Genomic DNA, 14831 nt, shown 5'->3' with positions numbered 1-14831 from the left:
TTGTAGTTTGCAGCTGCCAGACCGCATCTCTACTATAACAGAGGGAGTTTTATTTTGCCTCATCGGCAGAAGCCTCTTTTGAACCACTCGCCCAGCGAGTGGTTTTCGGGATACAAAAAGGCCCGACGCAGATTTCCTGCGCCGAGCCTTTTCTATTTTTATGCTGTTGTCAGCGCTTTTGCGTGCGCAGATCCGCGCGGTATTCTTTGAGCAGCCGAATCACCACACCGGAGAGCGCAAGCAGCGCAATCAAGTTCGGAATTGCCATCAATCCGTTGAGCGTATCGGCGATATCCCACACCAGCTTGAGGTTCATCGTCGCGCCGGCAACCGCCATGAGGATGAACACGATCTGATAAATTCTGACGCCGCGTTCGCCGGTCAGGAACCCGAAGCAGCGCTGGCCGTAAAGCGCCCAGGAAAGCGTCGTGGAGAGCGCAAAGCACAAAATTGCAATCGCCACAAAGATGCTGGCAAATTTCGCGCCGAAGATGGAACCATACGCCATCACCGTCACCTGCGCACCGGCCATATCCTCGTTGCCCCACGGAACAACAATGCCGGACATCAGGACAACCAGCGCCGTCAGCGTGCAGATCACGATGGTATCCATAAAGACTTCAAAAATACCGTAAAGACCCTGCTTCACCGGATTGCGTTCCGAAGAAGAGGCGTGCGCGATCGGGGCAGAGCCGAGACCGGCCTCGTTGGAAAAAACACCGCGGGAAACGCCGCGCTTGATGGTATTGAGAATCAAAAATCCGCCGACGCCGCCGATCATGGCGCGCGGTGCAAAGGCCGACTGGAAGATCGTCGCGAACACCGGGCCGATTTTGCTGATGTTGGCAAATACAATCACCAGTGCGCCGATGATATAGAAAATGCTCATAAACGGAACGAGCTTCTCCGTTACCTTGCCGATCCGGCTCACGCCGCCGATGATGACCACCGCAACCAGCGCAGCAATCACCACGCCGACCACAATGCGCAGAATGGTCTCTGTCTGCGTTCCGGCCAGCGTCGCCGCAGTAATGGTATCCGCCGCATTGACAAAGGTTTCCGCAATGGTGTTGACCTGCGTCATGTTGCCGATGCCGAAAGACGCAAGCGTTCCGAGCAGCGCGAAGATGACCGCCAGCCATTTCCAGCGTTTGCCCATGCCGTTCTTGATGTAATACATCGGACCGCCGATCCATTCGCCGTTTTCATCTTTTTCACGGTATTGGAGCGAAAGCACAACCTCGGCGAATTTCGTCATCATGCCGAACAGCGCCGAAATCCACATCCAGAACACCGCGCCGGGGCCGCCCAGCACGATTGCACCGGCCACACCGGCAATATTTCCGGTGCCGACCGTTCCGGCCATCGCGGTTGTCAGCGCCTGAAACGGCGTAATGGCGCCTTTTTCCGAATTTTCCTTCTTGTCCTTATGGAACAGCTTGCCGACCGTGTTTTTCATCACGTGTCCGAATTTTGCAAACTGAAAAAATCCGCTTCGGATGGTAAACCAGATTCCGGTGCCGACCAGAAGCACCAGCATCACCGGTCCCCAGGCAAAGCTGTTGACCTTTTTGTTGACCGATTCAATCGCTGCAATCACCGGGCTTTTTTCCTCGGCAGCCGCTGCGCTTTCCTGCGTTTCCGGCTCATAATCCGGGTAAAAGTCGATGACCGTTTCCTCTGCCGCAGACGCTTCTGCCGCAAAGGTCGCCGGCGCCAGCACCGCAGCGAGCAAAACCAGCATCGTTGCCAGCAACAGCAGCCTACAAATTCTTTTTTTCATGTTCTTTTCTCCTCGTTTCCTCTGCTCTCCGAACGGCCGTCCGGAAACAAGGTCTGCCGCTGACGTCCTTCAAAATAAAGTCCTGCAGCCCCCCGAAGCCTGCATTCCGCAGCGCAAACCGATCGAATACCGCAAACCGTTTCCGGTGCCTAAAAAAGGACGGCGGACGCAAGACCTCCGTCGTCTTTTCCAAACAACACACAGCAAAAATATATAGTTTAGTATACTGCATTTTTATAAAGCACGCAAGAAAAAAGCCGATATTTCTTGAATTTCTGGCAAACTTCCCAACATTTTCTCCCTGGTTTTATGGCAAAAAACCGAGCAACCCGCCTTCCGTTTCGTTATGTCTGTTGTAATTGCTTGCGAAAGATCATTCTAAAAACCGTTCTCACGAATGGTCCGGCAAAAAGCATTTGTAACGGATACGCCATGATACAATTTTTACAATATCACACGATACAATTCCATACCAGATTATGATCTTCTTTTCGATTGACGATTCTAAACGCGAAGTTCTTCGCAATCGGGGTTGCAGTAAAAAACGCAAGCAGGAAAACAAGAACCCCCTCTACCGGGAATTCTTTTCATGCGACGAAAAAGGTCTGATTGCTTAGCCCCTCTGATGAATGGATTGCGATCCTATAAACGATCATGCCGTACGCCATGAAAATTGCAGTCATTGCAGGGAATAGGATATTTTGAAACTTTGTTTGCAGCATCGGACCCTCCTCTTTTCTAATATAAAAGCCATCGGCATTTTTCTCTATAAAAGCAAAAACGCCATCTAGTCGCAGACATAGACTAGACAGCATTTTTTGTCAATCTATTATATTCTAAAATTCATTGTATGCAGCCTGCTTGGGAGAGCCCTGTTTCGAGTATAAAAAGCCTTCCGGCTCAAAAAAACTGCTGCGAAAAAGTGCGCCGCCGTGTCAAGGCAGTCGTTTCCTCGCCGGTTTTCGCTTTTTGTTTCAGTACATAAAACGCCCCTTTCCGGAACTGTTTTTCCGAAAAGGGGCCGTTTTGCATCCGATTTCCGCATCGTTTCGCGCGTCAGGCGGCGTACCGCAAAACGCGCCGGCAGCACGGATTACGGACAGATTTCCCCGACGCCGTTTAAAATATAGTTCGGGCGGTACGGGAAGTTTTCCACATCTTCCCGCATGGTGCAGCCGGAAAGCACCAGCACCGTGTCAAGGCCTGTTTCCACGCCGGCCACGATGTCGGTATCCATCCGGTCGCCGACCATCGCAGCTTCCGCCGAGTGCACGCCCAAAAGCTTGAGCCCGGTACGCATCATCAGCGGGTTCGGCTTTCCGACGAAATAGGCAGCCTTTCCTGTTGCAAGCTCAATCGGCGCAATCAGCGCGCGGCAGGCCGGAATGATTCCGTGCTCCGAGGGGCCGGTCACATCCGTGTTTGTACCGATCAGTCTCGCGCCATTCTGCACAAGCGAGACCGCGTGCAGAATGCTCTCATAATTATAATTCATCGTCTCACCCACCACAACATAGTCCGGGTTGACGTCGTTCATCGTAATTCCCGCCTGATACAGCGCGTGGATGAGTCCGGGCGCACCGATCACATAGGCGCTGCATCCGGGCGACTGGCTGGCGATAAATTTCGCTGTTGCAAGCGCGCTCGTATAGAAATGGCTCTCATCCACCTCAAGATCCATCCGGAAGAGCTTTTGCTGCAGTTCTTTCGGAGACCGTTCGCTGGAGTTTGTCAAAAACAAAAAGCGTTTTCCCTCACGGTACAGCCACTCCACAAATTCCTTCACACCGGGCAGCAGACGGTTGCCGTGATAGATCACACCGTCCATGTCGCAGATAAAGCCCTTTTTTTCACGCAATCTTTCCAGTTCCATCATCATGTCCCCCTTTTATGCATCCAAATCGTTTTTTCGGATGACCAAATTCTGATACGGGTACGGGATTTCAATCCCGGCCTCGTCAAACCGCTTTTTAATGGAAAGGCGCAGGTCCGAAAGCATCTCCGCGCCGGTCGCCATGTCGGGCGACCAGACAATCGCGCGCAGCTTGACGGCAAAATCGCCCAAATCCAGACAGCGGAACACCACTGCCGGTGCGCCGGCCGCGATCTCTTCCGCAGAGCGCACATCGAGATAATACCGATGCTGCACAATTTCCTCTTCCATCAGGCGCATCGCAAGCGCTGCGTCCGCGCCATAGCCGATTCCGATATCCAGGAAATTGCAGACATGCGCGTCCTTCATCGAGATATTTTCCAGCGTACTCGAGTTGACCACGCTGTTTGGAATCACCATTCGGCTGTTTTCAAACGTCCGGATCACCGTATGCCGCAGGGTAATTTCCTCGACCGTACCGGTAATGCCGCCGATGCGGATGAGATTCCCGACCGCAATCGGACGGTACAGCACAATGAGAAACCCGCTGATGAGGTTCGCCATGGACTCCTGTGCCGCAAGACCGACAATCAACGCCGCCACACCGGAGCTCGCCAGCAGGCTGACCGCAATATTCTGCAGCGGAACAATCTGCTCTAAGATTCCGAATCCCGCAAGCGCATACAAAACCGCATTGCAAAACGAAGCGGCAAACCCGAAATCGCTCTGCTTCTTTTCTCCGTAGCGATGAAAGAGCTTCCGAATGATTCTGCCCAGGATCACCGCCGCCAATACCAGCAGCACCGAAACGGCGCAGAAAGAAATCAGCCCGTTTTTAAAAATATGCTCCGTTTTTTCCAAAAATCCGGAGACCGTTGCCTGTAAAACCAAAACCATCCCACCTTGTCTAGACAAAACTCAGCGCAATGGACGCCTGCGCCAAAAGATAGGTCAGCATCACAAAAAAGGAACTGTACCGCGTCCGGCCTTTGAACAGCTCAAACGCCAGGCGCGTATCGGAAATCAAAAAGAACACCGTCCCGCAGGCCGCAAGCAGCGTACGGCCATCCGGCTCAGAAAGCATCCGCAGCACCGCAAAACAGCTCATCGTGCAGATCATCAGCATGTAAAAAATCGGCGGCACCTTGATGCCCTGCGGCAAAAACGGATACAGTTTCGCGTAAACCAGCACAATCACCGCAAGATACAGCCCGCAGAACAGCATCGTCTGCCAGACCTGCACGTGCGAAAAGAGGGTATCTGTCACGAACAGCACCGTATAGAACAGATGCCCCGCCGCAAACGCCGCCAAGCCCGCAAAAAACAGCGGCCGTTTTTCCGGCTTTAACAGAAACAGGTCTCCCGCTGCGCCAAACAGCAGGCCGCAAAACAGAAATACCCGTCCCGTGCTCGTAAGCGGAAGAACCGACACCGCCAAAAGCGGCATCAAAAAGATTTTTGTCCAGGCCGCAAGCCGCTTTTGCTGCCGCCAGCAAGCGGTCAGATGCAGCCCCGCATCCAGAAAGAACAGAATGAGAACCATTGTTTTCATAGCCGACGCCCTCCGTTTTTCAAAAGAACAAAACGCTCGGGTTGCACGCATGGGTTGTAGGAATTGCATCTATTATTTTTAGTATAACGGATCTCCGGCAAAAAAACAATCATCTCTTTTGATCTGCTATGCACGAATTCCAAAAATGCCTTTTCCTGCAAAAATCCGCCCGGAAATCCAAAAATAATTCTCTTTCCGAATTAACGGCTATTTTTTCTATGTTATAAATAAAAAAAGGCCGGAATTCCGCCCGGTTTTCGCGAGAATTTCTGTGGAGAATTTCGGATTGTTGCGGCACATGTTAGAGGAGGGAATTTATGGATTTATTTGCAAAATGCGCGAACCAGCCGATGGTGGAGGCCACCCGGCGGGAACAAATCTACCCGTATTTCCATGCCCTGGAATCCAGGCAGGATACGGAAGTCATCATGGAGGGCAAACGCCGGATTATGCTCGGCTCTAATAATTATCTCGGCCTAACCGTACAGCCCGAGATCATTGAGGCGGCCAAACAGGCGCTCGATCAATACGGCACCGGCTGTTCCGGTTCCCGGTTTTTAAACGGCACCTTAAAGCTGCACCTGACGCTCGAGGAGGAGCTCGCCGATTTTGTCAGCAAAGAGGCCGCCATGACGTTTTCCACCGGCTTCCAGTCGAATCTCGGCATCATCAGCGCACTGGTCTCCCGGCAGGACTACATGGTCTGCGATAAGGAAAACCATGCCAGCATCTATGACGCCTGCCGCCTGAGCTACGGTAAAATGGTGCGCTACAACCACAACGACATGGCGTCGCTCGAAAAATGCCTCAAAGCAATTCCGGAGAGCGCCGGCATCTTAATCATCACCGACGGCGTGTTCAGCATGAGCGGAGACATCTGCAAGCTCGATGAAATCGTGGCGCTTGCTAAAAAATACGGCGCGCGCGTCATGGTAGACGACGCCCACGGCTTCGGCGTCCTCGGAAACTGCGGCCGCGGAACCGCCGACTATTTCGGCCTGACGGATCAGGTGGACATCATCATGAGCACCTTCAGCAAATCGCTTGCCAGCCTCGGCGGCTTTATGGCAGCGGACGCGCAGGTGATCGATTACGCCCGCCATGTGTCGCGGCCGTTCATTTTTTCTGCGTCCATTCCGCCGTCAAATGCCGCCGCGGCGCTTGCTGCGCTGCGTCTGCTGCGGGAACATCCGGAGCTTCCCAAACGGCTGGCCGCGCTTGCCGACTATATGCGCGCCGGCCTGACCGCGCGCGGCATCGCCATCCGCGAGTCTGCAACGCCGATTATCCCCATCTACACCTATGACGCCATGCGCACGCTGCGGATCAACCGCCGGCTCTATGAAGAAGGCGTTTATGTCAACTGCGTTCTGCCGCCCGCAACGCCGCAGGGCGAGTGCCTGCTGCGCACCAGCCTCATGGCCACCCATACGGAAGCCCTGCTCGACGAGGCCATGGACATCATCGCGCGCGTGCTCGGGGAGTTTGCACAATGATGGAAAAAGTCGCTGTCGTTACCGGCGGTTCTGCCGGAATCGGAAGAAAAACAGCGAAACTGCTTGCACAGGCCGGATACCGCGTCTATGAGCTCAGCCGCAGCGGATCGGATTTTCCGGGCGTCACGCACCTTACCGCCGATCTCTGCGCAGAAGAGAGCATCCGCAGCGCCTTTTCGGAGCTCCAGCGCCGTGAAGGCCGGCTCGATCTGCTTGTCAACAATGCCGGCTGGGGCATTTCCGGCGCCGCCGAGTTCACTGAACTTGACCGCGTCCGGCGTCTGTTCGATGTCAATTACTTCGGAATGCTTGCCTGCATCCAGCAGGCAGTTCCCCTGATGCGTGCAAACGGCGGCGGGCGGATCCTCAATATCAGCTCGGTTGCCGCCGTGTTTTCGATCCCGTTCCAGAGTTTTTATTCTGCTTCCAAGGCAGCCGTCAATATGCTCACGCTTGCGCTGCGCAATGAGCTCGCACCGTTTGGGATCAGCGTCTGCGCGCTGATGCCGGGCGACGTCCATACCAGCTTCACCGATGCGCGCGAAAAAGAGACCGCCGGCGCCGCGCTTTACGGAGACGCCATCACACGCGCCGTTGCCGCCATGGAAAAGGACGAGCGAAACGGCATGCCGCCGGAGGCCATCGCGCGCAAGGTCTGCCGGATCGCACAGAAGCGTTCCGTCAAGCCGCTGTACACCGCCGGCGCACAATACAGCCTCTTTGTCCTGCTCGGCAAGCTGCTGCCCGCGCGGGCTGCGAACTTCCTTGTCGGCAAGCTGTATTCCTAAGCTGCGCGGATTTAAACGCCGCATCCTCGCCGCATCCTCGAATACGCGAATACAATCCGCGATACATTAAAAGAGCATAAAAAGCGCGCCTTTCTCTTTCAAAGGGCGCTGAGAAAACGGAACATATCGTTTCACGAAAGCATTCAAAGCCCGGTTCTGGCACGGAACCGGGCTTTTGCAGTTTTGGCCGCCGAAAAGTCGTCTCCGGCCTTTTCGTTTCTGTGTGTGCAGCTTTCAAAAAAGCCGTTATTCGGGTATCCAGTGCCGCTCAATATCGGGTTCCGCCAAATATCATACGCACCGAACATCCTGCACCGCCCAAATATCAGGCTACGACCGGCGTCAGGCGCCCAGCAAACAAACGCCCAGCAGCAAAGCCCCTATCGATAGCTATCCGTTCCCAACATCATCCGCAGAACCCCTCAACAGACGTCCGCCAGCAGCCACTCAGAAAAGCACCTGTCAAACGATCATCTCCCAACTAAATATAACCCGCCAAAATTCGCCCATCAATCCCTCATCAAAATCCCCCGCCAAAACATTTCCAGCAAAAAATGCCCACTGGACGCCGCGCCTCGGCAGATGCCCGACAGATGCTCCTCGCGTCCAAATAACAAAATCCGCACAAAAAATCCGGAAAGGCAGATGGCCCTTCCGGATCTTTTTATCCATATTTCATTTTTGCGCGTAACCCATTTGCGCATCAATAGCGGCAGCGGCTCGGATTTCCAAAGCGGACTCCCCCTTCGGAACGAACGTGCAAACAGCCGATCGTCTGCCCATCCGCCGCCGTCTTTCTGTAAAGCCGGACCGATCAGCCCTTGACCGCGCCAACCGTCATACCGGCAATGATGTATTTCTGGAAACAAATCGCAATGATGAGAACCGGCAGAATACATACCGTACCGGCCGCAGACATCAGATCCCAACGGATGCCGTAATCCTGCGTCAGGGCAGCAATTCCGACCGTAATCGTCTTGCTTTCGTCCGATGCAGACGAAATAAACGCGAACAGGAATTCCTTCCAGGTCGTCAGGAACGTCAGAATGACTACCGTCGAGATCGAGGGCAGCGAGATCGGCGCAACAATCTTAATCAGCGTGCCGACTCTTCCGGAACCGTCAATCGAAGCGGCTTCGATCAGTTCATTCGGGAATTCCCGGAAATAACTCTCCATAATCCACAGCGAAAGCGGCAGATTGAACGTCATGTTCGCGATGACGAGCGCTGTTTTCGTGTTGATCAGGCCAAGATTCGACAGATAGATATACAGCGGCACCATCAGTGCAATAAACGGCACCATCCGCAGCAGAACACAGCCCATGAAGAGCGTGCGGCAGCCCTTGTACTTATATTTCGCAAACCCGTATGCACCGGGAACTGCGACAATTGCAACCAGCAGCGTCGAAAGCAGGGAAACGATCACCGAGTTCGGGAAATATTTTGCAAAGGAATACCGCGTAAACGTCTCCACGTAGGACGCCATCGTCAGGCGCGAGGGCAGCGTAGGCGACATCGTCTCCGCCTGCGGCTTCACAGACGTAATCGCCAGCCAGATAATCGGGAACAGGAAGAACACCAAAAATACAATCAGGATGACATACATGACGATGCGGCTGATCACAAAATTCGTCTTTTTGTTGCTCATTCTTTCACCGCCCCTTTCTTCAAAGCGCGGCGCATTTTCCGATCGTATTTGTCCTCGCTATAGTAGTTTATCAAAATTCCAATAATCGCCATGATCACCATCATGATATAGGACAGGGCAGACGCCTTGCCCATCTGATATTTACTCCAGTTAACCCGGTAAATGTACAGCGAGAGCGCCTCCGTTGCGGTTCCCGGACCGCCCTTGGTCATGATGTAGATGGAGTCGTAGATTCTGAAGACATCCATAAACCGCAGCACAAGTGTAACCATCAGCGCGCCGCGGACATTCGGCAGCTGAATCCGGAAGAAAATCTGCCAGGCATTGCCGCCGTCGATCCGGCCAGCCTCCATCATGTCCTGCGGCAGGCTGGCAAACGCCGTATAGACAAGCAGGAACACAAATGGAATACAGGTCCAGGAGTCCGTCAGCACAACTGAAAAGACCGCCAGATTTGGATCCACAAGCCAGGAAATCGGCTGCAGCCCAATCGCCTTGAGCGCGGAGTTCACGATCCCGAATTCCTGGTTGAACATAAACCGGAACAGAAGGCCGGCTACCGTCGGCGCGACCATCTGCGGGATGAGAAACGTCGTCTTAAAGAGGCCCTGCCCTTTTTGGATATTGATCGTAAAGAGCGAGAGCAAAATTCCAAATATAAACTGTACAATGACAGCGATAATCGAAATCAGGAAGGTAACCTTCAGGGAATTGAGAAAATCAGGGTCTGAAAACGCAGTCACATAATTTCGAAAGCCGACAAACGCGCCTGTACCCTTTACGTAGTTGTAGTTCGTAAAGCTGAGGACAAGGGAATACACAATCGGGAACAGGAACAGCAGCAACAAAAGAAGAATGGAAGGCGCCGTAATTGCAAAGCCAAACCAGGCGTCCTTGCGCTTGTTGGATATTGCCTTTTTAGACATCGACACCGCTGCAGCAGCTTGCTTCATGGGAATTGCACACCACCTTTTTTGAATGGGACAGCGCCAGCGGAACCGGAATGATCCCGCCGGCGCAGATTAAGAACAACCTTAAAATTTCCGTTTTGGAACTTACTGCATATAGCCGCCGTCGGAGAGCGCGGTCTCGAGCTCGGTCTTCATTGCCTTCATGCCGTCTTCAGGGCTGTATTCGCCGTTGAGGATCTTGTTGATGTAGCGGGAAGCAATTTCCTGCGTATCAGCAGCGCAAGCATCGGTCTGCGCGATATCGGTTTCCTGGCAAACCTCTGCGCTTGCTTCAACAGCCTTCAGATAGTTGACGGTTGCAGCGTCGCCAGCATCTTCCGCAGCTTTGATTCTCTTCTCGAAGAAGGAAGATCTCGGAACCATGTGCTCGGTACCGGAAGCCTTTTCGAATGCATCGATACCAGCCGGGGAAGCATAGATTTTTGCCCATGCAAGCGCATCCTCTTTGTGCGGCGCATCCTTAAAGACGTTGACGGACCAGCCGCCCATCGGGCCGGAGCCGATTCCTGCATCGCCGGTCGGGATTGCAGCGCAGGCGAGCTTGCCTTCCGCCGCTGTGCCGGCAGCCTGACCGAAATGGCCCGGCCACTGCAGCGTCATCGCAACAGACTCATTGTAGAAGCTCTCTTTGTACTCGTCGTAGTCGTAAGAGATCGTGCCGGTCGGCATCAGACCGTCGTTGTAGAGGTCGAGCAGATACTGCATGGACTTGATCATCGGCTCAGCATCGCAGGTGACCTCATAGGTCATGTTGGCGTAGTCCTTCGTGATGAAGTGACCGCCGTTGGAATATGCGAGGCAGCAGAATTCCCAGCAGTTGCCGTTGCCGGTGCCGCCGAGGTAGCTCGTGCCCCACTGGACGACATTGGTCTTATCAAAGCCGTCTTCGGTTGCGTTTTTGCCGTTCGCGTCGATCGTCAGGAGCTCGGCATATTTGCGGAACTCTTCAAAGGTCTTCGGCGGTTCCTTCAGGCCGGCCTTCTCAAAGAGCTCGGTGTTGTACATCAGAACATACGCATCACCGACCATCGGATAACCATAAATGGTGTCGCCGACAGAGTGCTGCGATTTGTTTCCTTCAAAAATGTCATCCCAGTCATCCAGCGGCTCGAGCGGCTCGAGCAGGCCCATGGAGCCGTACTGCTTTGCGCCGGAGGCCTGCGTGCAGGTCAGATCAAAGCTCTTCGATCCGCTGACCATTTCGAGGAGGATCTTGGAGTCCTGATCATTCTCCGCGCTGCTGATCCATTCGACCTCGTAGTCCGGCCAGAGACCTTCTGCATCGCACTGGCTCTGATCGCCGAAGCTGGAGCAGTAGATAATCGTGACGTGCTTTTTACTGCTATCCGCTGCATCCGAAGAAGCATCCGCGCTGGCATCCGACGAGGGCGTGCTGCTGTCAGCGGAGCTGGGTGTACTGTTGCCCGAGCACGCCGTGAAAGCCAGAACCATCAGCAGCGCCAGAACAACGGCAAGCGTTTTCTTCATGTTCATGTGTATACCTCCAAAAAATTTTTATAACAACAGGCCCTGCGCCTGTTATTATTTGAGCAAAAGCGTGTTCGAAAAAGAATACCTTTTCAAACACTCGATTTTACGGAAGAATTCAGAGTTTTTTCTGAATTCTTCCTTTTTTTGCGCATTTTCGCGCCTGTTCCAAAAGGTATGGATTTTAGAACAGTGACATGATACCCGGCAACTTGAAAGGGTTTCTTTATGGAAATAGCTGAATTCGGCTTTTGAAAAAATCACAACCGAAACCGCCGTGTAATATTTCCATTTTTTGTATCATAACACCAACGCGGGAATCTGTACTTATCATATCCGAATTTTGAATTTTCGTCAACCTGTCTATGTGCTTTTCTCAAATTCTACATCGTAAATGTATATTTTTGTCGAAGCCTGTCCTGCCCATCTGGACAGGAAACCCGCAAATCAAACAAAGAAACTTGTTTTATGTTCTAACATCTTAACAAATCACACAGCATTCTTGACACCCTATCGGATTTATGCTAAAATATTCAAGAATTAGAATAAATACATAACGTTGTGCTATATTTATATCACTGTTTTTTGGAATTGTCAATACTAATTTCAAAAAATATTCAAATTTTTTCTCTTTTTTTCGGTCTGCTTTTGTGTATTTCTTCAAACGCCGCCGAAAAAAAGCCGGTTTTCTCCTTTCTTTTTTATGTTCCGAAAGAGAGAGGCATCCGGCATGCGCTTCCCCCTTGCGGATGCAAAACATTCCAGTATACTAATGTAGTAGGAGTTGTATTTTCCATGAACAAACAAAGACTTTTGCAGATTGGACTTGGATCTTTTGGAAAAAACTGGTTTCAAAATATCCTGCCTTACAGCAAAGAAGTGGAAGTTTGCGGCGTTGTGACCTCAAATGCCGAAAAAGGCGCCTGGGCACAGAAAATTGCCGGCCTTTCCGCTGATCAGATCTTCGCCGACTACCGGGAAGCGATCCGCGTTTTGCAGCCGGATCTTTGCTTAATCGTCACGCCGCCCGAAACGCACCGCGAATACGCGGTCTACGCACTGGAGCACGGCGTGCGCGTCCTCTGTGAAAAGCCGATTGCCGCCTCAGAAGCCGACGCGGAAGCCATGCGCGCCGTCTCGGAAAAGACCGGCATCCCCCTTGCCATCGCGGAAAATTACCGGTATTTTCAGATTCTCCGGCGCGCCCAAGCGCTCGTTTCCGCCGGCAAAATCGGCCGTCTCGATTCGGTGCGTTTCGATTTCCGGATGCACCACGAGATTGAAAACTACCACACCAAAATGCGGCATCCGTTGCTGCTCGATATCAGCGTCCACCACTTCGACACCATCCGCTTTGTGACCGGTCTGGAAGCCGAATCCGTCGATATCACAACCTGGGATCCTGCCTGGAGCATCTATGTGAGCAACTCCTGCGCCACCGCGGAACTGACGATGCAATCCGGCGTCCATGTGTCTTACTGTGCGTCGCTCTGCAGCTACAAGAGCTCCACAACCTGGATGGGCGACTGGCACATCGAAGGCGAGTCCGGCATGATCGAAATCCGCGGAAACACCCTGACGCTGACCACTGCGGCGGGCGCCGTCTCCGAAGATTTTCCCGAATCGGACAACAGCATTCTCTCCATGCTCGACCAGATCGCTGCCGACTTTGCCGCCGGACGCACCGCCGAAAACGCCATTCAAAACAATCTCCGTTCTTACCGTCTTGCGATGCGCGCCATTGATTCCGCCGACCGCGGAACCCGCGTATTTCTATAAATTCTAATTTCGTCCACGATGCCCGGCAACCGGGCAATTAGGATAAAGGAGGTCATTCCATGCATTATTCCGATACACTTGCCGAAACCATCCAGCGCCGTTACCCGGACCCGGATCAGTACCCGTACTGTTCCTGGTGCTACGCGCAGGGCTTTATGCTCTGGGGATTCATCCGGCTCTATGAGCGCACCCAAAACCAGAAATACTATGACTATGTTCTGCAATACTGCGAAGAACATGTCAAAGAGGACGGCGAGGTCCTCGGCTTCACCGGCATCAGTCTCGACGATATCATGGCGGGTTCCGTGCTCGTTTGGGCGTACACCCAGACAAAGAAAGAAAAATACCGCCTCGCCTGCGACCGGATCCGCCGCGCCTACGACGATTATCCGCGCAATCCGGACGGCGGCTTCTGGCACAGCCGTCCGCGTTCCGGCGAAATGTGGGTGGACGGCCTGTTCATGGGGCTGATGTTCCTCACGCGCTACGGAAAATACATCGGTGACAGCGAATTTTGCTTCAGCGAGACGGTCAAACAGCTCTCCATCGTCTTTGACCGCTGTGAAAAAGACGGCACCGGCCTGCTCTATCATGCCTACAGCGCCAACCCGGACGTGCTCTGGGCACATCCGATCACCGGCTGCTCACCGGAAATCTGGAGCGAAGGTCTCGGCTGGTACGCCATGATCCTCGTCGAGGTACTGGAGCTGCTGCCGAAGGATTATCCGGGCTGCGGCCGTCTGCTGATGCAGCTGACAAAGCTTGTCGATTCGCTCATCAAGGTGCAGGATCCTGCCTCCGGCTTGTGGTATCAGGTCGTGGACAAACCGCATCACCGCCACAATTTCCACGATACTTCCGGAAGCGCCATGTTCCTTTACACCATCAAAAAAGCGCTCCTGCTCGGACTGATCGAACAGAAGCCCGAAATCCTCCGCGCGGTCAAACTGGGCTTTGCCGGAATCAAGACCAAATACCGCATCGATCCGGAAGGCAACGTCGACATCTACGACGCCTGCAACGGCCTGTGCGTACAGGTTGATTACGACACCTATGTCGAGTACGCGCGCAACGTCAACTGCCAGGAAGCCGTCGCCGCCGTTCTCTGGGCAACCGGCATCATGGAGTACGGAATTTAACCCCACGGACACGAAGTGCCTTTCATCGCGCCGGAGGTTTTCGCCGTTCTGTAAACGCGCTGGACGCGGGAGGACACTTTTCCCATTCCGCAGCTGCCTCTCATCTCATCGCATTGCGCCCGAAGTGTGGCTCTCCGCGGACACGAAGTGTCTTTCGTCGCAGGCACGAAGTGCCTTCCCCCGCGCACGCGTAGCGTGTTTCACCGCGCCGGAGGTTTTCGCCGTTCTGTAAACGCGCTGGACACGGGAGGACACTTTTCCCATTCCGCAGCTGTGTCTCGCCATGCCAAAAGCTTCCCCCGCCCTATAAACGC

At 53.4% G+C, this 14831-nt stretch carries 12 protein-coding genes; 4 read left to right on the top strand and 8 right to left on the bottom strand.

Going from position 1 to position 14831, the window contains the following annotated elements:
* Positions 1-169 precede the first annotated feature (169 nt).
* The 4 genes from IAG03_RS02445 to IAG03_RS02430 form a co-directional block, all read right to left on the bottom strand.
* Positions 170-1600 carry an alanine/glycine:cation symporter family protein gene (locus IAG03_RS02445; RefSeq protein WP_488169032.1) on the bottom strand — a complete coding sequence of 477 codons (1431 nt, stop codon included), beginning with the start codon at positions 1598-1600 and terminating at the stop codon, positions 170-172.
* Between the two features lie 1276 nt (positions 1601-2876).
* Positions 2877-3656: an HAD-IIA family hydrolase gene (locus IAG03_RS02440; protein WP_430472429.1), complete on the bottom strand. Its 780-nt coding sequence runs from the start codon at positions 3654-3656 to the stop codon at positions 2877-2879.
* A gap of 15 nt (positions 3657-3671) precedes the next feature.
* Entirely contained in the window at positions 3672-4547 is an 876-nt protein-coding gene (locus IAG03_RS02435; RefSeq protein ID WP_249318136.1) for a mechanosensitive ion channel family protein, read from the bottom strand.
* Positions 4548-4563: 16 nt separating this feature from the next.
* Entirely contained in the window at positions 4564-5208 is a 645-nt protein-coding gene (locus IAG03_RS02430; protein ID WP_249318134.1) for a lysoplasmalogenase, read from the bottom strand.
* 317 nt (positions 5209-5525) lie between these two features.
* On the opposite strand from IAG03_RS02430, the gene IAG03_RS02425 reads away from it, so the two are divergent.
* Positions 5526-6704, top strand: a complete 1179-nt coding sequence (locus tag IAG03_RS02425) for an aminotransferase class I/II-fold pyridoxal phosphate-dependent enzyme (RefSeq protein WP_249318133.1) — start codon at positions 5526-5528, stop codon at positions 6702-6704.
* Positions 6701-7492 carry an SDR family oxidoreductase gene (locus IAG03_RS02420; protein ID WP_249318131.1) on the top strand — a complete coding sequence of 264 codons (792 nt, stop codon included), beginning with the start codon at positions 6701-6703 and terminating at the stop codon, positions 7490-7492. Before IAG03_RS02425 ends, IAG03_RS02420 begins: the two co-directional genes overlap by 4 nt.
* Positions 7493-7954: 462 nt before the next feature.
* On the opposite strand, the gene IAG03_RS02415 is transcribed toward IAG03_RS02420, so the two are convergent.
* From IAG03_RS02415 to IAG03_RS02400, 4 genes are all read right to left on the bottom strand, one after another.
* Positions 7955-8164, bottom strand: a complete 210-nt coding sequence (locus IAG03_RS02415) for a hypothetical protein (RefSeq protein WP_249318129.1) — start codon at positions 8162-8164, stop codon at positions 7955-7957.
* 142 nt (positions 8165-8306) lie between these two features.
* Complete coding sequence (locus tag IAG03_RS02410; RefSeq protein WP_249318128.1) at positions 8307-9140, bottom strand: carbohydrate ABC transporter permease; 834 nt, start codon at positions 9138-9140, stop codon at positions 8307-8309.
* Entirely contained in the window at positions 9137-10093 is a 957-nt protein-coding gene (locus IAG03_RS02405) for a carbohydrate ABC transporter permease (RefSeq protein WP_249318126.1), read from the bottom strand. Before IAG03_RS02405 ends, IAG03_RS02410 begins: the two co-directional genes overlap by 4 nt.
* 102 nt (positions 10094-10195) lie before the next feature.
* Positions 10196-11605: an ABC transporter substrate-binding protein gene (locus tag IAG03_RS02400; RefSeq protein ID WP_249318125.1), complete on the bottom strand. Its 1410-nt coding sequence runs from the start codon at positions 11603-11605 to the stop codon at positions 10196-10198.
* A gap of 789 nt (positions 11606-12394) precedes the next feature.
* Here IAG03_RS02400 and IAG03_RS02395 point away from each other — a divergent pair.
* Positions 12395-13378: a Gfo/Idh/MocA family protein gene (locus tag IAG03_RS02395; protein ID WP_249318123.1), complete on the top strand. Its 984-nt coding sequence runs from the start codon at positions 12395-12397 to the stop codon at positions 13376-13378.
* A gap of 59 nt (positions 13379-13437) precedes the next feature.
* Complete coding sequence (locus tag IAG03_RS02390; protein ID WP_249318122.1) at positions 13438-14517, top strand: glycoside hydrolase family 88/105 protein; 1080 nt, start codon at positions 13438-13440, stop codon at positions 14515-14517.
* Positions 14518-14831: the final 314 nt, after the last annotated feature.

Origin of the sequence: Yeguia hominis (assembly GCF_014384705.1) — a bacterium.
Lineage (GTDB): Bacteria > Bacillota > Clostridia > Oscillospirales > Acutalibacteraceae > Yeguia > Yeguia hominis.
Note: the sequence above shows the minus strand (reverse complement) of the source record. Positions and strands in the feature narration are given on the sequence as shown.